The organism is Vibrio sp. TRT 29B02, assembly GCF_050113655.1.
In the GTDB taxonomy this organism is placed as follows: domain Bacteria; phylum Pseudomonadota; class Gammaproteobacteria; order Enterobacterales; family Vibrionaceae; genus Vibrio.
Map to the genome: position 1 here is coordinate 92,898 of NZ_JBNJOJ010000010.1, position 23,440 is coordinate 116,337.

The window sequence follows — 23,440 nt, forward strand, 5'->3', positions numbered from 1 at the left end:
CATGAAAAAAATTCTAATTGTCTTGCTTGGTTTGCTGGTCATCCACCCTGCTTTTGCCACTGAGGAAGTGGCCAGTGTCGAAAACATCGGTCAAATTGCCAGTCTGATTCGTTGGAGCGGTGTGTTCTTCTCGCTGCTGATCATTATCGCCACCTGGTTATTGCTTAAGTTCATCAATTCCATGGTTGAAAGCATTGGTGGTCAGTTTGCTCAGTACAGAATGCTGCTGCAAAAACTCCAGTCATTCATGCAGTTCTTTATCTACATGAGTGCGGGCATCTTGGTGTTTATGATGAGTTTCCGCATCAATGACCAAATACTCGCATTGATTGGCGGTACACTTGCTGTATCCGTGGGCTTTGCGCTTAAAGACCTTGCTGCGTCGTTTATCGCGGGCATGACTGTGATGGTCGATCGTCCGTTTCAGGTTGGTGACCGCGTCACATTTGAAGGTAACTACGGAGACATTATTGCGATTGGATTACGTTCCGTTCGTATGCGTACTCTCAATGACGACATCATCACCATTCCCAACAACAAGTTCCTCAATGAAGTGACGGTGAGCGGGAACTACGGTGCTCTTGATATGCAAGTTGTTATCCCATTCTATGTTGGGCTTGATGAAGACATTACGCTCGCTCGAGACCTGATTCAAGAAGCGGCGTCATCAAGTCGCTACATCCACTTACCTAAGCCTGTAACGGTACTGGTCAAACAAACCATCACTGATAACTACTTAGCCATTCAGTTGACGTGTAAGGCGTACGTGGTTGATACCGCTTACGAAAAGCTGTTTGAAACCGACATTACTCTGCGCGTGATGAAAGAGTTTAAAAAGCACGGTATTTGCCCGCCGAAAATTGCAGTTAACGCCAGTTAATAACACCGATAAAAACGGCCAGTACGATAGTCGCACTGGCCTTTTTTATAGATTGGTAATTTTTAGTTTGGGTTCGGCACGTTCGGGTAAATAGACACTAAAACAACTCCCTTTGCCCCACTCAGAAGTGACTTTTAGTTCACCACCAGATTGGCTCAGGATACTCTGCGATACGGAAAGCCCTAACCCTGTTCCATCGCGCTTGGTGGTGTAAAACGGCGAGAAGATTCGCTTCAGATTCTCCTCTTTGATTCCACACCCTTCATCTCTAACATGAATAATAGCGCCGACGGATTTGTCGCCTTCCATCCAGTCTTGTGTAGATATGAACAGTCGCCCCGTCCCCTTCATTGCATGGATACCATTCATCTGCAAGTTGACCAGTATCTGCAACAGTTGGTGACGGTTAACCTCAACAGAGGTATGAGCAGAGAGGTGTGTCTCAAACTCAACGCCGCGTTTTTTAGTTCCCGTCTTAACCAGAGTGATGCTCTCCTCAACAATGGGGTTGACATGTTGCCATGTGATTTCATCCTGAACTCCCCCTTGACGGCTGTATTGCAGCAAACTGCGAGTAATGTTTCGGATGCGATCTATCTGAGCATGAATGGCTTCAATCTCTTCTTTGACTCGATTAGATTCATCACCGAGTTCAAACTGCATTAACTCGACATTTCCCAGAATCACCGCTGTTGGATTATTGATTTCATGCGCAATACCCGCCGTCAATTCGCCAAGCGCGGCTAATTTCTCATTGACTACCAATTTGTCTCGAGTTTGGTTGAGTAGCTGGATATGAAGTTCCAGCTCCTCCGTTTTCTCTTTCAAACTGGCGGTGCGATCTTGGACTTTACACTCCAGTTCATTTGCCGCTCGCAACAATTCATTTTTGCGCTGCTTGAGCAGATCAAGCATGTTGTCGAATTGCTTAGCTAATTGCGCCAGTTCATGGTTCTCATCCAAACCGAGCGGGCCGATACGCGTTTCCTTACCTAACTGGATCATTTTGACGACGCGGTGAATGTGCTCAATAGGAATAAACAGATCTCTCGAACCGCGATAGACCAATAAGCTGGAAATGAGCAGTAAAAACAAGGTGGTTATCGAGATCTCAGCGATGTTGGTCATATAGGTGGTGACAAACGGCCATAGCAGGTAGCCGGTATAAAGCATGCCAATCACATTGTCATATTGATCATGTAATGGTTGATAAGCCGTGATATACCAAGCGTCGTAGACAAAGGCTAAGTCAACCCACTCCTCACCATTGATGAGTACGGTGCGTTTGACTTCGTCGGAAACGCGCGTACCGATGGCGCGTCCCAAGCGGTCATCACTGTCTAAAGGAACGTTGGTACTGATTCGCAGATCGTCCAAGAAGACCGTGAGCGTTCCCACGGGACGCAAGCTATCTTGTTTCGACGGATAGATTAAATCACGAATGGTATCAACCAAAACGGTGCTGTTGTTAAGCAGCAATCCACCATCCAGAAAACCAATAATATCATTGGCCTTGTTGTGAATAGGGATCACGGTTCGACTAACTAAGCCACGTCCTTCTATCTCGCTACTATTGAGAATCGGCGTCTGAGCTCGTTTTACAAGATCCGACCCTAGTGCATTGAGCTCCTGCTGAGTAAGTACATCGAAGAAGGATTCACGGCGAGTGAGATCCATAAAGCGAAATTTATTGACTAGGCTATCTACACGATGAAACCGTAAAAAATCCAACTTATATTCGATACGCTGGTCAGACACCCATTGTTGCAAATCTGCTTCTGGCATCTCACTGTTGGCCACTCTGGTTACAAAGTCGTAAGAGTTCGCAAATGCTTTGACGTGATTCGCTTGACGCTCCTGAATCAGTTCAATGCTGTTCTCTGCCACGCCTAAACGTTCAGAAACATCAATCAACGCGCTTTGCCAAGTGTAATGAATCGACCAGTAGATGGTTATTCCAATCAGAGCGAGCAGAGTCAAAAAAATCGGCGCAGAGGTGAGGATCATCAGCCTATAGCGCACCATGGTTTTAAAGCGATAGCGCCATTTTGACCACAGAGACCAACGTGATGCTCTACTCGGCATGCGTTGACTCCTCACCATCCCACTCTTTGTATTTGCGCTCTAATGTCTTACGAGCTACGCCCAAATCACGTGCGGCGGCGGATTTATTACCATCATGGTAATCAACCAACTGCATGATATGGGCTTTTTCAACATCCTTTAGCGCCCAGCTGTTTGGATAGCCAACCCCCTTGTTGGTATCGCCAGCCAGTTCGATTAATTCAACACCACTCGAAACCTTCATCGAAACAGAAGGTTTGTAAGCATCGCCATGAATCTCACGCCAATAATGAGCAGGTGGTTTCCCTAGCAGAATACAACGTTCAATCAGGTTCTTGAGTTCACGGATGTTGCCTGGCCAATCATACTCATTCATCGCCAGAACATCTTCATGCGCCCACTTAGGGTCAGGCATTGCTAACTCCGCGGCGAGCTTTTTAGTAAAGAACGGCACCAATTCAATCAAGTCCGTCTTACGTTCTCTCAGCGGTGCGACATCAATTTTGAGTACGTTAAGGCGATAATAGAGATCCGATCGAAAATGCCCTTTTTTGACTTCTTGTTGAAGATTACGGTTCGTCGCAGCCACCACTCGCACGTCGACCGCCACTTCCTTCTCACTTCCCACTGGGCGAATTGTTCTCTGTTCCAACACCCTTAGTAACGCCGACTGCATTGGAAGCGGCATCTCGCCAATTTCATCTAAAAACAGAGTCCCCCCATTGGCGACACGGAATAAGCCTTCACGACTGCGTTTCGCCCCTGTAAAAGCGCCCGCGGTATGACCAAACAGTTCACTCTCTAATAATTCAGGGGCAATAGCGCCACAGTTGATGGGAACAAAAGGCCCATTACGCTGACTCGCATCATGTACACCCCTAGCGACCAGTTCTTTACCCGTTCCAGATTCGCCTTCAATGAGAACGGACGCACGTGAAGGCGCAAATTGAGTAATGAGTTGTTTCAGTTGCTTGGTTTTGTCGGAGCCACCAACGATATCAGTCGCGATATGGCGCTTGAAGTCATGACGAAGCGCAAACTGATGGCGTTGTTCAAGACGTTTGTCCATACAACGTTGAACGGCATTAAGCATTTGATCCAAATTAAACGGCTTAAGAATAAAGTCCGTCGCGCCGAGTTTGATCGCCGAAATAGCGGTATCTAAGTCGGCATATCCTGTCATAAATATCACGTCGGCTTTTTTATCATCGTCGTAAAACGCCTCTTCCCACTCAATACCAGAGCGACCCGGTAAATTGATATCCAAGATGATCAAATCGTAATGATTGGCACATCTGAGCGTCTCTGCCTCTTCGATACTTCCAGCGCAATCCACTGTTGAAAACCATTTACTTAGTGCTTTGTTTAATATCGCTTGCATTCCCGCTTCGTCGTCAACGACAAGAACGGAAAATGCTTGATATTGTGAAGCTTTATTAGGGTCGAATGAAGGAGGCATTGTATTCCACTATTACTGTGTGACTATTGGGACAGAGTGTACCAAGTTTCCAAAGCTTGGTTATATTTAATGTGAGACATTTTGTCCCTCATCAAACTTTTTCCTTGTAACTTATTGATAATTCATTTGAAAAAGATCGCATTTTTTTGGCATCAAGATTGCTTTATATGCATGCCAACTTATAACACGTCAGAGTTGGCAGCGATTAGGTATCAAGATACCTAGCAAATAATAAATAGAATGGATTAATAAACACGATGAAAGCAATCTCTTTTACATTAGCAACAGCGTCTTTAGCCTTAGTCAGTTACTCCGCGTCATCTGCCGATGAAGTTCCTCATGTTCGTCTCGCGACTACTACAAGCACGTATCACTCAGGCCTACTAGACTACCTATTACCTAAATTTGAACAAGATACCGGTTATAAAGTCGACGTTATTGCTGCCGGTACGGGTAAAGCACTTAAAATGGGTGAGAACGGTGACGTAGATTTGGTTATGACTCACGCACCGAAAGCAGAAGCAAACTTCGTAGAAAAAGGCTATGGCGTACTGCCTCGCAAGCTGATGTATAATGATTTCGTTATTGTTGGTCCTCATTCAGATCCTGCAAAAATTGCTCAGCAGAAAGACATTGCTGAAGTGTTCAAAAGTATTGCAAACATGAACGCTACTTTTGTATCTCGTGGTGATGATTCTGGAACACATAAAAAAGAAAAAGGCATTTGGCAACAAACAAAAATGGAACCCAACTTTGGCGGCTACCGCAGCGTGGGCCAAGGTATGGGGCCAACGCTAAATATGGCCAATGAGATGCAAGGTTACACGATGACCGACCGTGGTACTTGGTTAGCCTACAATAACAAACTTGATCTAGAAGTGTTGTTCCAAGGCGATAAAAAACTGTTTAACCCATACCAAGTTATTCTAGTTAACCCTGAGCGCTACCCTAGCATCAATTACCAAGGTGCCAAGGAGTTCAGTGACTGGCTCGTCAATCCAAAAGGACAACAACTGATCAATGAATTCAAACTCAATGGTAAACAACTGTTTGTCGCCAACGCTAACGAGAAATAATTTTCGATGAGCCTATGGCAAACCACCCTCGATGCGCTCGCCTTATTGGTGAGCCTCGATAGAGAACTTTGGGAGATCGTCGCGGTCTCCTTTAGTGTTTCATTGTCAGCGATTTCGATCGTGCTGTTGCCAGCAATCATTTTCTCTTTTGTTCTCGCGTACACAGAGTTCAGGGGAAAATGGCTTTTTCTTTCGCTGGTCAATACGCTTCAGGCTATCCCAACCGTTGTGATTGGATTACTGCTCTACATGCTACTGTCACGTGCAGGTCCTCTTGGGGACTGGCAGATGCTATTCACTCAGAAAGCGATGATTGTTGGTCAGATGCTTATCGGTTTTCCGGTACTGGTTTCAATGATGCATGGCGCGCTTCAATCTAGTGACCGAAGAGCGGTTGAAACATCAATCACGCTCGGAGCCTCGATACCTCGCATCGTTGGAACAATGATTTGGGAAACACGGTTCCCGCTTCTTGCAGCCACTATTGCTGCCTTCTCGCGCATCGTGACAGAGGTGGGTTGCTCGACTATGGTTGGTGGCAACATTATGGGCATCACTCGCAACATACCGACAGCGATTGCTATGGAAAGCCACAAGGGTGCCTTTGCGCAAGGTGTCGCATTAGGCATAGTGTTACTGACTCTAGCTTTAGTATTAAACTTCTTGCTTACCAGTATGCGTGGCAAAGGCTACCTCAGAACTTAAGGGCGCTGTATGACTATAAAAATAACGGCACAGCAACTTTCTATGCGCTTCAAAGAGCGCGTGCTATTTCACGTCCCTACTTTGAATATTGGTCCAAACGACGCCATTTATCTAAAAGGAGATAATGGTGTCGGTAAAACTACCCTGCTAAAAATCCTTTCTGGGTTGATCAAACCCACCACTGGTAAAGTTGTCGCCCCCAGTGACTCGTGGCGCAATAGACTCTTTTCGCGATCAGGACGAAAAAATGTTATCTACCTCCATCAGTCTCCCTATTTATTTGATGGCACGGTATACCAGAATATTGCATACGGTATTCGCTATCAAAAAGAAACAGCAAAAGATAAGCGAGCTCAAGTTATTACGGCACTGCGCATGGTAGGCTTAGAAACTCTTGCAGACGAACACATCTCAGTGCTGTCGGGGGGCGAAAAGCAACGCGTTGCAATGGCACGAGCGTGGATTCTAAAGCCTTCGATTTTGCTGATGGACGAACCCAGTGCTTCTTTAGATCAAGAATCGATCGACCGTTTAGTGATTATGGCGCAAGACCTTCTCGAACGTGGGTCAAGTTTGGTGATAACCAGTCACCAGCAAAACGCCTTGACCGCTTTATGCCGTAAACAATGGTGGATAAAAGAAGCCACTTTGGTAGAGTCTCCTCTGCTTCAAGTAATAACCGACAAAGAGTTACAAACTAATTATGCTTCCTCCAATGCAAACTAGCTGGGTCATTTTAGCTGGTGGACAAGCAACCCGTATGGGCGGACAAGACAAAGGGCTTGTCCAACTGAATGACAAACCACTCATTCAACACGTTATCGAGCGTCTCACTCCACAGACTGAGCGCATCATGATTAACGCTAACCGAAATCAGAGTATTTATACTCAGTTCGGCGATGTATTTAGTGATCAATTTAAAGACTATCCTGGGCCAATGGGCGGTATCCATGCGGGACTGCTCAACGCACCAACAGACTGGGTAGGATTCGTCCCTTGTGACAGTCCACTGATCAATAACGATCTCGTCGAGCGTTTTTGCGCTTCTGTCACCGACGAGACGGATATTCTCGTTGCTCACGATGGTGACCACCAACAGCCGGTTTTCACCCTTTATCACAAAAGAGTTCTTCCCAAATTAACCGCTTTCTTAGAGCGCGGTGATCGCAAAATCATCCTACTTTATAAAGAGTGCCATACCCAGTATGTCGACTTTAGCGATTCACCAAACTGTTTTGTTAATTTGAACACACCAGAAGAGCTCGCTCAATTCGGTACCATTAACTGATGATTGAACAAACACCCATTCCTATTCTAGGTTTTGCTGCCTATTCGGGCACAGGTAAAACGACGCTCCTTGAAGCGCTGTTGCCAAAGCTAACAACCACTGGCCTGCGCATTGGTATGCTGAAACACGCTCACCACAATTTTGACGTCGATAAAGAAGGCAAAGATAGTTATCGTCTTCGTAAAGCTGGCGCATCGCAAATGTTGATTTCTTCTCGTAATCGTTACGCACTGATGACGGAGACGCCTGAGGAAGAATCACAATTTCAATACCTACTGACACGTTTTGATACCGATAAACTCGATATCATTTTGGTTGAAGGCTGCAAAAACATCGCGTTTCCAAAGATTGAATTGCATCGCGAAGTTGTGGGTAAACCTTGGTTGTATCCAAATGACACTAACATCATTGCCATTGCGTCGGATACGCCAGTCAAGGACACCGAGCTGCCACAAATGGATATCAATGACCTTGATGCGATTGCTCATTTTGTCATTCAGTACGCACAAAATGGTATCCAACCAAACCAAGTGGCGGCATGTTGTGACACCCTCTCCCCTGCGTATCTTTCTGTCACACAAGGACAAGAAAAAATACTGTCACTTGTCAATACCGTCACTGAGAATGAGCCGTGCGCTGTGGAATCTTGTTTTGGTCGAGTTTTATCGAACAACATTATTTCACCGGTCAATGTGCCGCAATACACCAATTCGGCAATGGACGGTTACGCGATTCGTGGTGATGACCTCGATCGTCAGCACTACCAAGTCGTGGCTGAAGTACTCGCAGGTCATGCTTACCAACAACCTTTACAAAAAGGTCAAGCGGTAAAAATCATGACAGGTGCGCCGACGCCACAATTTGCCGATACAGTTGTCATGCGTGAACAAGCCACTGAAAGCGGTGACAGCGTCACGTTCCCTGATACTTCAATAAAACAAGGTCAGAATGTACGTCTTGCAGGTGAAGACCTAGCGGCAGGAAATGATGTGTTTTCTCGTGGTCAGCGCCTCTCTTCTGCTGAGATGGGAATGATCGCCTCTCTTGGTTACGGTGAATGCCAAGTCTACCGTAAGCTTAAAGTTGCTGTTTTCTCAACAGGTGATGAAGTTCAAGCCCCGGGGAGTGAGCAAAAAGCGCACTCTATATTCGATTCAAATCGTTTCACCATTATGGGGTTACTGCAAAATCTTGGTTGTGAAATTTTGGATTTTGGCATTGTTGAGGACAACCAGCAGACGATGGTTGAAGCACTGGAACGCGCAGCTCAGCAAGCAGACGTGATCATTACTTCTGGTGGCGTCTCTGTTGGCGATGCCGATTACATTAAACTTGCCCTTGAACAGCTAGGTAGTATCGATTTTTGGCGTATAAACATGCGTCCGGGTCGCCCACTCGCTTTCGGTAACATTAGCGAAAAACCTTTCTTTGGTTTACCAGGTAATCCAGTGGCGGTTATGGTGTCATTCATTAATTTCGTCGAACCAGCGATACGCAAGATGCAAGGCGAACTTGATTGGCAGCCATTAAAGATTAAGGCAATCGCCACTGAACCCTTACGTTCTCGCCAAGGACGCACAGAATTTAGTCGCGGCATCTATCAATTTGATTCTCGTGGCCATTTAACCGTCGCAACAACGGGCAAGCAAGGTTCAGGTATTCTTCGCTCAATGAGTGAAGCCAACTGCTTAATCGAAATATCCCCTGCTGTTGACACGGTTAAAGTTGGAGAAAGCGTGACAATCATCCCACTTCAAGGCAGAATCTAGCAATCCATTCAGGGGCCAGCTTAGCTGGCCTCTTTATTTTATAGACGGTTGAATATTTATGGCTCGTACAATCCTATATACCTACAAAGACCAAGACAAAACACTGACTTTTTCTTACGAGAAACACAGAAACATTCACGAGGCAGTGGCAGAAGCTGAAGGTATTGATATTTCGGCATACCTAAAAATGGAGCAGCAAATCGAAGCGATTTCAGACACCAAAGCCGTTCGCAATTATCGTGATAATCACTTTAAAAAACTTGGCTTTAGTAAAATCACTTTGGCGCAAAAAGAAAACCTCGGTGTAGGAAAGAAGAATTCGTAATCCCCTCGTTTCAAAGGCTGGCTTTCCAGCCTTTGTTCTTTCTTAGACAAGGCTAATTAACTCAACATAAGGTCGTTGTTTAAAACAAAGTGGAGTAATTACACTAGAATTATTAGACCTTAATGTTCAGGCAGCGACGTTACATCCAGCTGAATTAACTGATAATTTTATATTTTGACAATATTCCCCTCACAAAACCGTACATTGTACATATACAATTAATGGCACCTGTGTGAATATTTATGCCAACCCTATAAACCATAAAAATAGAACATAATACTTAACAAGGATTGGCCCCTTCTAATGGAATCGCTCATTACAAAAATCATCGATTCAAGAAATGAACAAGAGCTTTACCACCATTGTCTAAAAGACGTCTATTTACGCTATAAACCACAACACTGTTTGATTGCTGAGTATGATCTGGAGCAGAACATCGCTCATTCTCACTGCTACTTGCACCACGGCGAGCTAGCGGAAAACATCACCTATTCTTTAGGTGGCACGCCGTGTGAACTGGTGCTGGAAAACCGAGAAATCTGTGTCTACAAAGAGAAAATTCAACAACTTTTCCCTGATGATGCCATCTTACAGATAATCAATGCGCACAGTTATCTCGGCATTCCTATTCAGTCGCGCAGTGGCAAAGTAGTTGGCGTTATCGCACTCATGTATAACACCAATTTACCCGATATATCTTTTGATAAGACTTGGCTAGAAACCATCGGTTTTCTCATCGGTAAGTCAATCACTCAGCGACGCCTTGCAGATCAAAAAGATAAACTATTGGAACAATTTGAACGTTCAGAGCAATTAACGCAAAGTGGTTCATGGACATGGGATATCACTCATAACCATTTTAGCTATTCTAAAAATCTCGCCAATATGACGGGCATGGCACCGAATCAACGACTACAATTTTCTGATTTTTTCCGACTCTATATCTTTAACAGTAAAATCAGCTTAGATCGTTTCATGCTTGATGTAAGCTCTGGGGGGCAAGCTAAGACTCTCACTGTTTATAGAGAAATGTGCCCGATCAATAAGCAATTCGAAATTAGCTACATTAAAAAATTCAATGAGTTAGGCGAATTGACCAAGGTGGTAGGCAACATACGAAATACGACAGATATTTCTCAATTAGAAGCGGACTTTACCATTGCGCAAAAGATCGTTGACCTCTCGAGCAACGGCGTATTAATTACCGACAAACACAACCGCATTATCAGTACCAACTCAAAAGTGAAAGATATTACTGGCTATACTTTTGCTGAGCTAGAGGGTGAATCGCCTTCTATCTTGAGCTCTAGTCTCCATCCGGCGAGTTTTTATCAAAAGATGTGGGCAGAGCTTCATGAACAGGGGCACTGGAGCGGCGAGGTCTGGAATCAAACCAAATTTGGCGCCGTTTATCCCGAAAAACTCAGTATCTATGTGTTACGAAACCGAGTTGGCGAGATACAAAACTACATCGCGACATTCGAAGATCTTAGTAAGCTAAAATCAATTGAAAGTGAACTCAACAACTACAAAAACGAACACGATTTTACGGGGCTACAAACTCGAGAAAGCTTTATTAATGCCTTATCAAACACCGACAATCAAACAGTCATCATTCTCGATCTTAAACGTTTTTCGTCAATCAATAATATGTACGGAGAATCCGTTGGTAATAAGGTTCTCGTCCATGTTGGTCATACTCTGGCGACCAATTTTGATACCAATCAGATTAACATCTGTCGATATGGCCCAGATCAGTTTGCACTGAGCTTTACTCAAGACACCCTCGAAGGGGTCAATAAATTCGTTAGCTTTGTTCGCGCCAAGATCGAAACAAGCGTCGTGATAGATAATCATGAAATTGAACTCGCGGTGAACATCGGTTGCTCAAATGTCAGTGAGTTTGAAAGCAAAACACATCCGATAAAGCAGGCCTACTATGCGCTACGAGAAGCCAAGAGCGACCCTGCTCCATCGACCTCTATCTATTCCACTCAGTTAGAAAAACGAGTGGCAAGACAGTATTCGCTTGGTGCACGTCTCAAGAAAGCCATCGACGAAAAACGCATTGATGTTCACTATCAACCAATTTACGATTTGAACAGTAACAAGGTAGTCAAACTCGAAGCTCTTGCACGCTGGAACGAAGACGGTGAGATTATCTCTCCATTCGAGTTCATCCCTATCGCTGAAAATCTTGGCTATATTTTCCAGCTTGGCGAAATTGTGTTGGAGAAGTCCTGTCAGGATCTGCAACGTTTAAAATCTCGCGGCTATGAAAATATTTTGATGTCGATTAACCGATCTATCGATGAACTAAGCGAAGAAGACCCAGCCAACTGTTCGATCTTGAACATCATTTGTCAGTCAGGTTTGTCTGAGAAGGACATCATTATCGAGGTCACCGAGTCAATCCCTCTTGAAGATAAGCCACATGTTCAGGATCTACTCAGTGTGTTACGCATGAAAGGCGTTAAAGTCGCGTTGGATGACTTTGGTACTGGCTACGCATCATTCTCTAACTTAATGAAGAATTCGATTGATATCCTAAAAATCGATCGCTCTTTTGTCCGAGATATTTCAACCAATCTCAACAACGCGGTGTTAATTAAATCGGTAAACCTGTTAGCGCGCCAACTTGGGTTAGAAGTGATCGCGGAAGGTGTTGAAGATGAACAACAACTGACTCTGCTTCAAGAATTAGGATGTCGCTACATTCAGGGCTACTTAATCAGTAAACCTCAACCGTTTGAGGAGATTGAAGCAGAGATCAAACGGATCAACCAAGGCGAATAACAAACGGGACCAAATGGTCCCGTCTTTTTACTATTTGATGTTGAGGAACGCTGCACCGCGTACGCCACCCGAATCACCATGCTTCGCTTTAATGATTTTCGGGCATTTTGCTACCGAAAGTAAGTATTTCGGTACACGCTTAGGCATCTCTTGATAAATCAATTCGAAGTTTGATAGACCACCACCTAAAGCAACAACGTGTGGGTCGTTAGCCGTGAAGATGTTTGCAAAACAGATCGCAAGCAACTCCATAAAGCGCTCAACATGTACACACGCTTTTTCTTCCCCCTGCTCATACGCTTTGATGATGTCGATCGCTTTTTTCTCTTCACCAAAGTAATGTGCATAAATAAGTTCAAAACCACGACCTGATAAGTAGCTATCTAGACAGCCTTTCTTACCACAACCACAGCCTAATAGTGGCGCATTGTCACCAAGGTGGAACCAAGCATCAATCGGTAGACGCATATGACCCAACTCACCAGCTACGTGGTTGCGTCCCGAAAACACCGCGCCATCATAAATAAGTCCGCCACCGAAACCTGTGCCTAGAATCAGACCCATAACTGATGGAGAGTCTTTGAGTTCTTCATCCCACGCTTCTGACAGTGCGAAACAGTTTGCATCGTTCTCGATTTTTACACTACGGCCAATTTTACGCTCTAGGTCAAAACGGAGCGGTTTGCCTTTAGCCGCAGGCACGTTTACTGTCAATACAGTCGCATCGTCAGCGTCTTCCATACCCGGTAAACCAAGACCAATTTTACCTTCACAGCCAAACTCTTGGTCGTACTTTGCAACCAAAGCAGCAATGGTTTCAACCAATAATTCGTAGTCGTCCGTTGGCGTTGGTACTCGCTCGGTAGCCACTCGCTCCAGTTTTTCATTGAACGCACCAAATTCAATCTTAGTGCCACCAACGTCAAAGCCGTAGTACATCTTATCTCTCCCAGAAAAAATCAATCAGAAAACGTATAATCGCACCATTATCCATATAGCTAAGCCTACAAACTGTGATACAGAACCAATTTAGCTTTGCGTTGTTCTCAACTGAACAGTCTCTGCCCAACCAGAATTGATTATTTAGAGTGATTTCTCGTTTCTCGACATGATGTACTCGTTCAATGCCGGTTTAGTGTCGTCTCTTCTGTTACGTGTTTTGCTGTTGAGATATGACTCTCGAAACACCTCAAACCACATGGTCAATGTTTGATGCAATTGTTGATGGCCTAATTGTTTGAATACCAGTGCCGCCACTTCCGCCGTTGCGAGATGTTGATCATTGTCCGAACGACGCATCATATATTGCGAGATTCGCTGAGGGCTAATCGATAAAACGGGTAGTTGACTCAAATATGGCGACTTGTTGAACATGCGTCGAGCTTCACGCCAACTCCCATCAAGAAAAACCAACAAGGGTTTGCATGCCAAGTCGCTGCTAGTGGTCGTATTCGCGACCAGCCTTGAGTGATCCTCAACATACTGCTCAGGAAAGACCAGAATCGGTTGGTAGTCTGGGCTGTTGAGCAATTCTAACATTGCCGCTTCAGGCTCGGTTCTGCTCCATTGATATGCATGCCCGTCTGCCACCGTATCTAAAATTAAGCGTCCAGTGTTACTCGGCTTGAATACTTCGTTCTCTGAGAGTAACAACAACACCGCCACCTCTGTGCTCGCTGTCGGCTGGTGCTGACACAAACAATCTTGCTGTGCGACTTGGCAGTACTGACAACGCGCGACTTTACTACCTCGCGCATTAAAGGGCTTGGTTGAACGTTCGAGGCGTTGCTGGTACAAGTGATGAAAGGCGTGGATTCTCATAGCGCAGTGTAGATAATGTCAAAGTTGAGCAAGTTTACTCACCCAAATAACAGTTGCAAGGAATAGTATCAATGCAAAATCCAGAAATGATTCGATTAAGCTTTTTCGTTGGCGTCCTTGTGCTTTGCGGTCTTTGGGAATGGGTGACGCCACGAAAACGTTTAACACAGAATAAACTCTACAGATGGCTTAACAATCTAGGCTTAGTCGCTTTCAACTCATTATGCCTAACCCTATTGATGCCCATCGTCGCTATTGAAGCGGCCTACTATGCTCAATCTCATCAAATCGGGCTGTTTAATCAGTTTTTTGCGCTTTCTCAACCAATGGTGTTACTTATTGCGGTCATCGTTCTCGACTTAGCGATATATCTACAACATTTGGTTTTTCATCGGGTACCGCTTCTGTGGCGATTACACCGAATGCATCATTCTGATCAGGACATAGATGTCACGACCGGCTCTCGTTTCCACCCCATTGAGATCCTTCTTTCAATGTGGATTAAAATTGCGCTCATATTAGTACTTGGCGTACCACCTATCGCTGTACTGGTTTTCGAGATCATTCTCAATGCCAGTGCGATGTTTAATCACAGTAACGCTTATTTGTCACAAAAATGGGATAAATGGTTAAGAAAGTGGGTGGTTACGCCTGATATGCACCGCGTACACCACTCGACCATTACCCAAGAGACCCATTCTAACTTTGGCTTCTTTTTATCGGTGTGGGATCGGATATTTACCACCTATCGAGCCCAACCAAAGTTAGGGCATGATGATGTCGAAATTGGCATCACCACGTTCCGTTCAGCGCAAGAGCAACGAATTGACAAGATGCTCTCGCAACCTTTTAGAAATCGCTAAGATACGGCACACCAGTAGGAGTCTAAACCGAATACTTGTGTAACATAGCCTGCTGATTACCCGCAATCCCTGCTACCTGTTGTGAGCTTTCGACCATAGATTCAAGCTGCATTTTCGTCTGTTGCCCCTGCTCGGAAATAAGTGAGATCGAACTGCTGACGTGTTCTGTCGCTCGCTCTTGCTCTTCGGTCGCTATGGTTACCTGCTCCACTCTAGTCTGGATGTGAGTCACTGCGGCTTCAATATCGTTGAAAGTAGATTTGACGACTTCACTCGACTCTAACGCATTGTTCATTTCCTGACGTGATTCCTCAACCGCCAAGCGCGAACGTTCGGCAGCAGCAACCAATTGATTCATACGTTCACGAATATTCGTTGTCTGATTAGATGTATCACTGGCGAGTTTACGTACTTCGTCTGCCACCACTGCAAAGCCTCGCCCTTGCTCACCGGCACGAGCGGCTTCTATCGCGGCATTGAGGGCCAAAAGATTGGTGTTTTCAGCGATACCAGAGATAAGATCAACCATTTCTCGGATCTGTTTCACCCTTTTATCGAGCTCAACCATAGACTCTTCATTGGCATTGAGTGTACTTTCCAGCGATCGTAAGCGTGTCTGGTTCTCTTCGACTGCATCGACACCTTGAGCTGAGAAGCGCGTCGCGGCTGTTGACTCATTGTATGACTCGGCTGTCACTGTCGCGATTTCTCGAATTGAAGCTTCCAACTGGTTGATGGTCGCAATCATACTTGCCAACGATTGATTTTGTTCAGTTAGACTCTGATTGGATTGTTCCGCTGCGCCGTGGCTAATTTCGGCGGTCTGATAGAGCGTTTCACAGTTTCTTGTCACTAGAGCGATTGATTCGTTAGTCGAACGAATCACCTGATTGAGTTTATTGGCGATCTCTTTCATTTCCAACGGCCCAACTAACAGCGCCTGACCCGTGAGATCGTATTCAGTCATACGGTTGAGATGCGTCAGAATGTTCTTGAGACCTCGGTTTGTCCATGCACGAAGAATAAACCAAGCCATGATAATTACCGCTACCAGCACTGCACCGCTCGTCAGTACGACGGTAGCTGTGGTTTGCATCGTTGAGCTAACCACGTGCTGACTGTTGCCTATCAAGGTGTTGGCTGTAGCCGAAATATCATTGAGTAAACCGATCGTCTTATCTGCGGCAATCACCACTTCTTCAACCTGCCTGCGCTGTTGGCTAACAAGCTCAAGTTTGGCTAATATCTGCTCGACAATCGCATTGGGTTCAAAGCCAGACAACACCATCTCATAGCCCGCTGTAAGGCTTGTAAACTCAACCACATCAGGATGCCACTGCTTAAAATCGTCATACGCTAAGTTGACCCCTGCAAGACGGTTTTTCATTTCTTTGAATGCTATTTGGGCCTGATCCAGTTCTGTTATCATCATCAGTTGAACAAAAGAACTTTCCATCGAACTCACATTAGCAATAAACCGATTCGCAGCATCTGCTGACTCAGGATTGTCGCCAACTAAAAATGAGCTAATGCGATTCATTTCCGGCCCAATAGACCCTAGTCCATATCGGAATCCGTCGAGTTCATTGGCAATAGTCTTTTCTAACGTCAAGATATTGCGCTGCGTAGCTATCACTGTGTTGCTGAGTGACGCAAGTGACAATAACGATCCCGTTAACTGTTCAGTTTGATCTGGTGTCACCGCATTATCAAATTCAGCTGAAACCTTCACCACACTTTCAGATAGCGCGGTACTTTGTTGCTCATGAATTACAATCTTTTGTTCGATCGTTTGTAGTGACTCGATGCTCTGAGTTCCAGTTGCATAGCTTAACTGCTTAACCTGCTCTAAAATGTTTTGCGTAAGTTCAGCATTGGTCATCGCCAGTGGCAAAGCTTGTTGGGAAAGTTCTGAAAAACGTTGTCTAATATTTTCTAAACCTTTAATACTAGTGACAGAAAGTAAAATGACGAGTAAGGTGATGGTAAAAAATACCGCACTGATTGTCTGAATAAGGGACAGTGAAAATGTGCTTTTTTTCATCGTTTCCATAATGAAGATAAGATCCTGATACCGACGTTTCTGGCGAGGATATTATGGCGAGATTGTTACGGTTAGATTGCAGACTAGAGTTATAATTATGTATCGCGATGCACTTCACCTATCCCTGAACGCAATAATCCTGACAACATTACTCACGGCTTGTAGCAGTTCTCCTCAACAAGAAAGTCAGCCCGCGTCGGCAACTTATTTAGCGCCCAATGCTTCTCAGTTGGCGATCAGAGAGTCTTTGATTAAAGTTTATGACCAGTGGGAAGGTGTTCCCTACCGCTTAGGTGGGTCGTCATTAAATGGGGTGGATTGTTCGGCATTCGTGCAAACTGCGTTTCAACAAGCGATGGGAATACAGTTACCACGAACGACACTAGATCAAGTTAAGGTGGGAACGGAAATCACCTACTCTCAAGCGACAATTGGTGATTTGGTATTTTTTAAAACTGCACCCAACACTCGACATGTTGGCGTTTATATTGGCGGCAAGCAGTTTATGCACGCGTCAACATCAAAAGGGGTCGTCATATCGAGACTCGACAACCCATATTGGGCTGGCAAGTACTGGCATTTCAGACGAGTTAGCCTCTCGCCTGAAATCAATTAGTCGTACAACAAATTGGGGTTAATCGTATTTCGCAACAGCGGAGTCGAACAAATTCTTAACCAAAGCAATGTATTCGTCTAAGAAGCTAATTTGTTCGTTTGTCGCAGGCTTGCCCCATACTCCAGCAAGAACCTCCCCGAGGTCTTCTACTACTGAATCAGCTTCTTTAAGTAACTGGAAGCGGACGCTAGAGTGGAGTTCTGGGTTTTGCTCAAAGATAGCCATGATGTTACTCGCTACCATATCGGTAACGACATCTTCGACGCTCTCTGTTCCTGTGTCTCCTTCTTCAGAAGCAAACACATCAAGATTGAAAGCTAAGTGCTCGATTAGAGCTAGGTAACCATCGGTTTCAACAACCACAGTTCATCTCCATTATTGTCATGTCGTCGATATCCATCTTTAATACTAAGACATTTCAATGTGTTTTCACAACTCGTGTCCGTTCAGTTGCTGATTACATGTTCAGTTCTGGCTATAGTAGCCTACCCCATTAGACATAACTTGCTGCAACTAAGAAAGTTGAAGCAGAGTCAAATAATACTCACGTATTATTAATAGCATATTTTATAGCGAAGAATGCGATGAGGGACACACTTCACACTTTGCGAATTTGACAGGTCAGATTGTCTAAATCGTTGAATTTTTTGCACTATGAATCAGTATTCAACGCCATCATCTTCTACACTGTAGTTAAATACATCTGACTTAGGAAATGTTATGTGGCAAGCCATATCAAAACAGCTTTCTGAAACCTTGATGTTCGCTTACGAAATAAGCGAAAAATGCAAAGTTCACGGTGGTGAAATCAACGAATGCTATATGATTTCGGACGGAGAACAACGCTATTTCGTTAAAGTTAATCAGCGTGGTTCTTTGCCTAAGTTTGAAGCTGAAGCTGAATGTATTCACATGTTGCGTGAAAGCCGAACGGTTTCTGTTCCTGAACTGGTTTTAGCGGGTACCACCAAAGATAACGCCTTCATTATACTCAACTACCTCCCAACCAAACCATTAGATGACAGCAAGAATAGTTATCTCTTTGGACAGCAGATCGCCGCACTTCACCAGTGGGGCGAGCAGCAGGAATACGGCTTTGATCAGGACAACTTTATTGGTGCGACGATCCAGCCTAACAAGTGGGATAGGAAATGGTCCCGTTTCTTTGCTGAACAACGAATTGGTTGGCAACTGCAATTAATGCAAGAGAAAGGAATTAACTTGGTCGATATCAACGACTTTACCCAGTTAATTCAGACCAGACTCGCCAATCATCAGCCTAAACCTTCCCTACTTCACGGCGATCTTTGGCATGGTAATGTGGCAAGTTCTGTCTTCGGCCCGATTTGTTATGACCCAGCCAGTTACTGGGGTGATCGTGAATGTGATATCGCTATGACTGAGCTGTTTGGTGGATTCCAACCAGAGTTTTATCAAGGCTATGAAAGTATTCTGCCGCTCGACATCAGTTACAGCGAACGGAAAGACATCTACAACCTTTATCATTTACTCAATCATTACAATCAATTTGGTGGACACTACTTGGATCAATCAGAAAAAATGATAAAGAAAATTCTTTCATATTAATGGTGAATATATTTATTTAACAAACACTTAAGAAGGTTTGCAGTTGTTGAATTGTCAAACATTTAGTCGATCAATAGTGATGTGTGTTTCGACAACCTTTGCCTTTTCATAGCTAAGTCAAATTTTGTACTTAATTTCTGCCTAACAGAAACTTCTAAGCATAAGATTATATCGTCTACAGGGAAATTCTTACTTTCAGTGGGAGTCAGTTAGGCGCTGTTTTCGATATAGATGTAAGGAAAAGAGTTATGCATAGCTACACAGAAAAAAGGGTTGCTTGTCCCCATTGCGGTCATACCATTAGTATTACACTTGATGCGTCGAATGGTAGCCAAGAGTTTTACGATGATTGTCCTGCTTGCTGCCATGCAATCCACCTCAACATGACGGTCAATGAGCAAATGGATACGATTGACTTGTTTGTTGATGCCGACGATGAACAAGTATTTTAAAAAAGCGCCAAACGGCGCTTTTTTTATAACGATTTACTCGCTAATACTCTTTCAACGGTATCCACAATGGCTTGTGTCTGTGGATCAAATTCAACGTTAATTTTATCACCAATCTTACGGCTTCCGAACAGAGTTCTATGCAACGTCTCTGGGATGAGATGAACGGAGAACCGCGCACCTTCGACCTCACCTATGGTCAACGAACAACCATCGAGGCCAATATAGCCTTTAGCCAACACATACTTAATCATCTCTTGAGGAATTTCGAACCATAGAGTTCGATTATTTGGTGTGTCTATCACATCAACCACTTCACCCATTAGCGAGATGTGACCTGACATGGAGTGCCCGCCAATTTCATCACCAAACTTAGCGGCTCTCTCAATATTAACCCGATCTCCGACAGCCAGCTCTCCAAGGTTGGTCAACGCTAACGTCGCCTGCATCAAATCAAAATCAACAAGCTCTCCATTCACTTTCGTTACCGTAAGACAGCACCCATTGTGTGCCACAGATGCACCTATCTCAAGACCCTGATTCATTGATCCAGTGAATTCAACGGTATGTGTTTGAAACTTTTCTTTCTTTTCGATGGCAACAACTTTCGCCATTCCCTGAACGATTCCGGTAAACATGATTAATTCCGTCAGTTTTTCATGGTGCTTAGTGTGACATTTCTTTATCATCGCAGACAATCATTTTCTCTGTGCTTGAGTGCGCAGCATTCCTTTGCCTATTCACTCAGGTTTTTCAAACAGTTTGTTGGAGTATTTTTCATTGCATCGCTATAAAACCGAAGCTAACACACTGGTAAAACTGGCTACACCTGTTCTGATTGCTTCCGTGGCTCAAACAGGAATGGGCTTTGTCGATACCGTAATGGCGGGTGGCGTCAGCGCAACAGATATGGCAGCGGTATCCATTGCTGCGAGTATTTGGCTACCGTCGATTCTATTTGGTGTTGGTCTTCTAATGGCTTTAGTCCCTGTTGTGGCACAGCTCAATGGTTCAGGTAGACAGCACAAAGTACCATTTGAAATCCATCAGGGACTTGCGATGGCACTTTTGCTGTCTATCCCGATTTCATTAGTCTTGCTGCAAACCAAAGGTATCCTCGGTCTAATGGACGTCGAGCCTCTGATGGCGAGCAAGACGATTGGTTATATGCACGCTGTTATCTTCGCCGTCCCTGCATTTTTGCTGTTCCAAGTGCTTCGAAGCTTAACCGATGGTATGTCATTGACTAAGCCAGCGATGGTGATTGGCTTTATTGGACTCCTGATCAATATTCCGCTCAACTGGATATTTGTTTATGGCAAGTTTGGCGCCCCTGCTCTTGGTGGGGTTGGCTGTGGTGTCGCTACAGCCATTGTTTATTGGATTATGTTTGCCTTATTGCTTTTCTATGTGCTGACGTCCAATCGATTGGCACACGTTCAGTTATTTGCACAGTTTCATCGTCCACAAATAAAGCCATTGGTACGTCTATTTAAACTGGGATTCCCCGTCGCCGCCGCCATGTTTTTTGAAGTGACCCTATTCGCTGTTGTCGCTCTGTTAGTGGCACCATTAGGGCCACTTGTCGTCGCCGCTCACCAAGTCGCGATTAATTTCTCATCATTAGTGTTTATGATCCCAATGAGTATTGGTGCTGCAACCAGTATCCGCGTCGGACACAGACTTGGGGAATCTAACGTTGAGGGGGCTACCATCGCATCTCGTGTTGGCCTTATCGTTGCGGTAGCAAGCTCACTGTTTACGGCACTATTCACCGTCTTGTTCAGAGAACAAGTCGCCCTGCTCTACACCGACAACCGAGCAGTAATCGAGCTTGCGTTGCAGCTCTTATTGCTGGCAGCGGTTTATCAGGTGACCGATGCGGTACAAGTTGTCGCGGCTGGTGCTCTTCGTGGCTACAAGGATATGGCAGCAATATTCAACCGTACCTTTATTGCGTACTGGGTATTGGGCTTACCACTAGGCTACATACTCGCTATGACAGACTGGATTGTAGAACCAATGGGCGCTCACGGCTTCTGGATGGGCTTTATTATTGGTCTATCTTCGGCAGCGATCATGCTCGGATTACGCCTACGTTGGATGCATCGACTCGATGATGCTCATCAATTAGAACTCGCATCTAAATAACGCGACCGGCCAGTCAATTGACTGGCCTGTTTTTTATTGATCTATCGCGGCTCTAAGAAATCGAGCAAACTTAGGCACGCCATTTTGAGTGTAGCCATTGAACTGATAGGTAATGCGACTACCCAATGGTGGAGGGAAATTACGCTGCTCGTCACTGAATCCGTTTCCAATATAGAACCGTTGTCCATTGGGCAATTCGACTAACAGTGCTCCCATCATATTGGAAAACTTGCCTTTGCCTGGCTTATAACCAACAACGACCGCCTCTCCATCCTGCTGTTTCTTAAGCTTGATTAGATCTTGGCTTCGCCCTGCGTGATAGGCATGATGAATATTCCTCAACATTAAACCTTCACCTTTAAGTGCCGCTACACGCTCAAGATTGTCAAACAATGTCGCCTGACTTTCTATTGGTGTATGCTCAATCAATTGGATATGTTCTGTATCCAGCGTATTGACTAAACTCTGTAAGGCGTCATAGCGTTTCAGATAGCTCTGATCGCTATAAGGAATGTCAAATAGCATGTAGCGGATCAATGACCAAGCCACTTGTTTGGGTAATTGATCCAACACCGTTTGTTGAACAATGTGAAAGTTTCCTCTACCTGCCCACAACTCCCCTTCCAAAGGAAAATTGGGGAGAGACTTTGTAAACCACGTTGGTGCAGCGATTGGGTTTCCACGTCGAGTGCGGAGAGTGGAACCATCCCAAACCGCACGAATGCCATCAAGTTTCTCACTTTGCCAATACTGCTCTAAATCGATTTCATCACTATAGTTGCTCGCCAACACCACAGGCTCAGGTAGCTTGTCTTTCTCTTTTGCGTATACAGGCGAGTTTAATATCACGATCACGCTGATTGCGACCAACGAACATCTTAACTGCATAGCGACGGCTCCTAGCTCAATTGTTGCCTCAATTATTGCCACTATCTGGAGCGTTTCTAGGTTCAATATTACGGATTCAGAGTCATCGCTGTCTAAAAGATAGTTGTTAGTAATCACAGTTACATTTCGCTGGAAACAAACTAGTTAAACCTGATGTTTTAGCCTCACTCTTATGACTTTCAAATTGAGAAAAACGATTTCTCATATTGAGAAACTCACAAAGCAAAACGTTAAGCACATGATTATTAATGGTTATTTTTTTGGCACGTAACCTGCTCCACTCTATGCAACCAACATAGGAGTATGCGTCATGGAACTACGTAAAATTCAAGCCAGTGAAACCATAGATACACTCATCATCAACGGAAACTTAGATGCTGACGGCAGCCGTTTCGCTCAACCACACATCGATCAGATTATTGCTGAAGACTCTGGCCGCGATGTGGAGATCGACTTCAGCCACGTCCAGTTTCTCGACTCCTCTGGTGTCGGCGCTATCGTGTATCTCTACAAGCGCCTTATTGAACGCCATCGCAACATGCGCATCGAAAACGCTTCAGGGCAGCCACTGGAAATCATTAACCTGCTGCGCATCAGTCAGGCGATTCCGGTCAATTCTCAAACTCACTAAAAATAACAATAACTCACTAACAAAGGAC

General features: G+C 44.7%; 22 protein-coding genes. 14 read left to right on the plus strand and 8 right to left on the minus strand.

The features are described 5' to 3' along the window. The first annotated feature begins 1 nt into the window (after position 1). Positions 2 to 880, plus strand: a complete 879-nt coding sequence (locus ACQEXT_RS08265; RefSeq protein ID WP_138971914.1) for a mechanosensitive ion channel family protein — start codon at positions 2 to 4, stop codon at positions 878 to 880. Positions 881 to 925: 45 nt separating this feature from the next. Here the strand turns inward: ACQEXT_RS08265 and ACQEXT_RS08270 are convergent, their stop codons facing one another. Together ACQEXT_RS08270 and ACQEXT_RS08275 are read right to left on the minus strand one after the other, a co-directional pair. Next, positions 926 to 2,965, minus strand: coding sequence for a sensor histidine kinase (locus ACQEXT_RS08270; protein ID WP_426951450.1), 2,040 nt, complete (start codon positions 2,963 to 2,965; stop codon positions 926 to 928). Next, entirely contained in the window at positions 2,955 to 4,403 is a 1,449-nt protein-coding gene (locus ACQEXT_RS08275; RefSeq protein ID WP_426951452.1) for a sigma-54-dependent transcriptional regulator, read from the minus strand. The genes ACQEXT_RS08270 and ACQEXT_RS08275 overlap by 11 nt, the downstream gene beginning before the upstream one ends. Before the next feature lie 257 nt (positions 4,404 to 4,660). Here ACQEXT_RS08275 and ACQEXT_RS08280 point away from each other — a divergent pair, with 257 nt between their 5' ends. From ACQEXT_RS08280 to ACQEXT_RS08310, 7 genes are all read left to right on the plus strand, one after another. After that, complete coding sequence (locus tag ACQEXT_RS08280; protein ID WP_426951453.1) at positions 4,661 to 5,479, plus strand: substrate-binding domain-containing protein; 819 nt, start codon at positions 4,661 to 4,663, stop codon at positions 5,477 to 5,479. A 6-nt stretch (positions 5,480 to 5,485) separates the two neighbouring features. Then, a complete protein-coding gene (locus tag ACQEXT_RS08285) occupies positions 5,486 to 6,184 on the plus strand; it encodes an ABC transporter permease (RefSeq protein WP_269376450.1) in 699 nt (232 codons plus the stop codon). A 9-nt stretch (positions 6,185 to 6,193) separates the two neighbouring features. Further along, positions 6,194 to 6,910 carry an energy-coupling factor ABC transporter ATP-binding protein gene (locus tag ACQEXT_RS08290; RefSeq protein ID WP_426951454.1) on the plus strand — a complete coding sequence of 239 codons (717 nt, stop codon included), beginning with the start codon at positions 6,194 to 6,196 and terminating at the stop codon, positions 6,908 to 6,910. Next, positions 6,888 to 7,472 carry a molybdenum cofactor guanylyltransferase MobA gene (gene mobA, locus ACQEXT_RS08295; protein ID WP_426951456.1) on the plus strand — a complete coding sequence of 195 codons (585 nt, stop codon included), beginning with the start codon at positions 6,888 to 6,890 and terminating at the stop codon, positions 7,470 to 7,472. Before ACQEXT_RS08290 ends, mobA begins: the two co-directional genes overlap by 23 nt. Next, a complete protein-coding gene (locus ACQEXT_RS08300; protein ID WP_426951457.1) occupies positions 7,472 to 9,241 on the plus strand; it encodes a bifunctional molybdopterin-guanine dinucleotide biosynthesis adaptor protein MobB/molybdopterin molybdotransferase MoeA in 1,770 nt (589 codons plus the stop codon). Before mobA ends, ACQEXT_RS08300 begins: the two co-directional genes overlap by 1 nt. A gap of 58 nt (positions 9,242 to 9,299) precedes the next feature. After that, on the plus strand, positions 9,300 to 9,566 hold the full coding sequence (locus ACQEXT_RS08305) for a DUF2960 domain-containing protein (RefSeq protein ID WP_426951458.1): 267 nt from the start codon (positions 9,300 to 9,302) through the stop codon (positions 9,564 to 9,566). Positions 9,567 to 9,869: 303 nt separating this feature from the next. Next, complete coding sequence (locus ACQEXT_RS08310) at positions 9,870 to 12,362, plus strand: sensor domain-containing phosphodiesterase (RefSeq protein WP_426951459.1); 2,493 nt, start codon at positions 9,870 to 9,872, stop codon at positions 12,360 to 12,362. A 30-nt stretch (positions 12,363 to 12,392) separates the two neighbouring features. Here ACQEXT_RS08310 and nagK read toward each other — a convergent pair whose 3' ends face one another. Next, positions 12,393 to 13,301: an N-acetylglucosamine kinase gene (gene nagK, locus ACQEXT_RS08315; protein ID WP_331426517.1), complete on the minus strand. Its 909-nt coding sequence runs from the start codon at positions 13,299 to 13,301 to the stop codon at positions 12,393 to 12,395. A 144-nt stretch (positions 13,302 to 13,445) separates the two neighbouring features. Next, positions 13,446 to 14,183: a tRNA-uridine aminocarboxypropyltransferase gene (locus ACQEXT_RS08320; RefSeq protein WP_426951460.1), complete on the minus strand. Its 738-nt coding sequence runs from the start codon at positions 14,181 to 14,183 to the stop codon at positions 13,446 to 13,448. A 71-nt stretch (positions 14,184 to 14,254) separates the two neighbouring features. Here ACQEXT_RS08320 and ACQEXT_RS08325 point away from each other — a divergent pair, with 71 nt between their 5' ends. Beyond that, positions 14,255 to 15,046: a sterol desaturase family protein gene (locus ACQEXT_RS08325; protein WP_426951462.1), complete on the plus strand. Its 792-nt coding sequence runs from the start codon at positions 14,255 to 14,257 to the stop codon at positions 15,044 to 15,046. A gap of 22 nt (positions 15,047 to 15,068) precedes the next feature. Here the strand turns inward: ACQEXT_RS08325 and ACQEXT_RS08330 are convergent, their stop codons facing one another. Continuing rightward, positions 15,069 to 17,099: a methyl-accepting chemotaxis protein gene (locus ACQEXT_RS08330; protein ID WP_426951463.1), complete on the minus strand. Its 2,031-nt coding sequence runs from the start codon at positions 17,097 to 17,099 to the stop codon at positions 15,069 to 15,071. Positions 17,100 to 17,187: 88 nt separating this feature from the next. Here ACQEXT_RS08330 and ACQEXT_RS08335 point away from each other — a divergent pair, with 88 nt between their 5' ends. Next, positions 17,188 to 17,706: an NlpC/P60 family protein gene (locus ACQEXT_RS08335; protein ID WP_426951464.1), complete on the plus strand. Its 519-nt coding sequence runs from the start codon at positions 17,188 to 17,190 to the stop codon at positions 17,704 to 17,706. 18 nt (positions 17,707 to 17,724) lie between these two features. Here the strand turns inward: ACQEXT_RS08335 and ACQEXT_RS08340 are convergent, their stop codons facing one another. Next, on the minus strand, positions 17,725 to 18,069 hold the full coding sequence (locus ACQEXT_RS08340; RefSeq protein ID WP_138970940.1) for a DUF3802 family protein: 345 nt from the start codon (positions 18,067 to 18,069) through the stop codon (positions 17,725 to 17,727). A gap of 357 nt (positions 18,070 to 18,426) precedes the next feature. On the opposite strand from ACQEXT_RS08340, the gene ACQEXT_RS08345 reads away from it, so the two are divergent. Beyond that, positions 18,427 to 19,293 (plus strand): fructosamine kinase family protein, encoded by an 867-nt coding sequence (locus tag ACQEXT_RS08345; RefSeq protein WP_426951466.1) that lies wholly within the window; start codon positions 18,427 to 18,429, stop codon positions 19,291 to 19,293. A 248-nt stretch (positions 19,294 to 19,541) separates the two neighbouring features. Then, complete coding sequence (locus tag ACQEXT_RS08350; RefSeq protein ID WP_138970938.1) at positions 19,542 to 19,745, plus strand: CPXCG motif-containing cysteine-rich protein; 204 nt, start codon at positions 19,542 to 19,544, stop codon at positions 19,743 to 19,745. Between the two features lie 23 nt (positions 19,746 to 19,768). Here ACQEXT_RS08350 and ACQEXT_RS08355 read toward each other — a convergent pair whose 3' ends face one another. Then, positions 19,769 to 20,380, minus strand: a complete 612-nt coding sequence (locus tag ACQEXT_RS08355; RefSeq protein WP_426951468.1) for a riboflavin synthase subunit alpha — start codon at positions 20,378 to 20,380, stop codon at positions 19,769 to 19,771. Positions 20,381 to 20,522: 142 nt separating this feature from the next. Here ACQEXT_RS08355 and ACQEXT_RS08360 point away from each other — a divergent pair, with 142 nt between their 5' ends. Next, positions 20,523 to 21,893 (plus strand): MATE family efflux transporter, encoded by a 1,371-nt coding sequence (locus ACQEXT_RS08360; RefSeq protein WP_426951470.1) that lies wholly within the window; start codon positions 20,523 to 20,525, stop codon positions 21,891 to 21,893. A 33-nt stretch (positions 21,894 to 21,926) separates the two neighbouring features. Here ACQEXT_RS08360 and ACQEXT_RS08365 read toward each other — a convergent pair whose 3' ends face one another. Continuing rightward, a complete protein-coding gene (locus ACQEXT_RS08365) occupies positions 21,927 to 22,781 on the minus strand; it encodes a DNA ligase (RefSeq protein ID WP_426951472.1) in 855 nt (284 codons plus the stop codon). Positions 22,782 to 23,091: 310 nt separating this feature from the next. Between ACQEXT_RS08365 and ACQEXT_RS08370 the strand changes: the two genes are divergently transcribed. Then, entirely contained in the window at positions 23,092 to 23,412 is a 321-nt protein-coding gene (locus ACQEXT_RS08370) for an STAS domain-containing protein (protein WP_138970935.1), read from the plus strand. Positions 23,413 to 23,440 lie beyond the last annotated feature (28 nt).

Excerpts from the sequence above, each read along its gene's own strand:
- ACQEXT_RS08275 (WP_426951452.1), bottom strand. The coding sequence starts at position 4,403 with ATGCCTCCTTCATTCGACCCTAATAAAGCTTCACAATATCAAGCATTT.
- ACQEXT_RS08265 (WP_138971914.1), top strand. The coding sequence starts at position 2 with ATGAAAAAAATTCTAATTGTCTTGCTTGGTTTGCTGGTCATCCACCCT.
- ACQEXT_RS08365 (WP_426951472.1), bottom strand. The coding sequence starts at position 22,781 with ATGCAGTTAAGATGTTCGTTGGTCGCAATCAGCGTGATCGTGATATTA.
- ACQEXT_RS08310 (WP_426951459.1), top strand. The coding sequence starts at position 9,870 with ATGGAATCGCTCATTACAAAAATCATCGATTCAAGAAATGAACAAGAG.
- ACQEXT_RS08355 (WP_426951468.1), bottom strand. The coding sequence starts at position 20,380 with ATGTTTACCGGAATCGTTCAGGGAATGGCGAAAGTTGTTGCCATCGAA.
- ACQEXT_RS08280 (WP_426951453.1), top strand. The coding sequence starts at position 4,661 with ATGAAAGCAATCTCTTTTACATTAGCAACAGCGTCTTTAGCCTTAGTC.
- ACQEXT_RS08350 (WP_138970938.1), top strand. The coding sequence starts at position 19,542 with ATGCATAGCTACACAGAAAAAAGGGTTGCTTGTCCCCATTGCGGTCAT.
- ACQEXT_RS08325 (WP_426951462.1), top strand. The coding sequence starts at position 14,255 with ATGCAAAATCCAGAAATGATTCGATTAAGCTTTTTCGTTGGCGTCCTT.
- ACQEXT_RS08370 (WP_138970935.1), top strand. The coding sequence starts at position 23,092 with ATGGAACTACGTAAAATTCAAGCCAGTGAAACCATAGATACACTCATC.
- ACQEXT_RS08335 (WP_426951464.1), top strand. The coding sequence starts at position 17,188 with ATGTATCGCGATGCACTTCACCTATCCCTGAACGCAATAATCCTGACA.
- ACQEXT_RS08330 (WP_426951463.1), bottom strand. The coding sequence starts at position 17,099 with ATGGAAACGATGAAAAAAAGCACATTTTCACTGTCCCTTATTCAGACA.
- ACQEXT_RS08290 (WP_426951454.1), top strand. The coding sequence starts at position 6,194 with ATGACTATAAAAATAACGGCACAGCAACTTTCTATGCGCTTCAAAGAG.
- ACQEXT_RS08270 (WP_426951450.1), bottom strand. The coding sequence starts at position 2,965 with ATGCCGAGTAGAGCATCACGTTGGTCTCTGTGGTCAAAATGGCGCTAT.
- ACQEXT_RS08345 (WP_426951466.1), top strand. The coding sequence starts at position 18,427 with ATGTGGCAAGCCATATCAAAACAGCTTTCTGAAACCTTGATGTTCGCT.
- ACQEXT_RS08285 (WP_269376450.1), top strand. The coding sequence starts at position 5,486 with ATGAGCCTATGGCAAACCACCCTCGATGCGCTCGCCTTATTGGTGAGC.
- mobA (WP_426951456.1), top strand. The coding sequence starts at position 6,888 with ATGCTTCCTCCAATGCAAACTAGCTGGGTCATTTTAGCTGGTGGACAA.
- ACQEXT_RS08300 (WP_426951457.1), top strand. The coding sequence starts at position 7,472 with ATGATTGAACAAACACCCATTCCTATTCTAGGTTTTGCTGCCTATTCG.
- ACQEXT_RS08305 (WP_426951458.1), top strand. The coding sequence starts at position 9,300 with ATGGCTCGTACAATCCTATATACCTACAAAGACCAAGACAAAACACTG.
- ACQEXT_RS08320 (WP_426951460.1), bottom strand. The coding sequence starts at position 14,183 with ATGAGAATCCACGCCTTTCATCACTTGTACCAGCAACGCCTCGAACGT.
- nagK (WP_331426517.1), bottom strand. The coding sequence starts at position 13,301 with ATGTACTACGGCTTTGACGTTGGTGGCACTAAGATTGAATTTGGTGCG.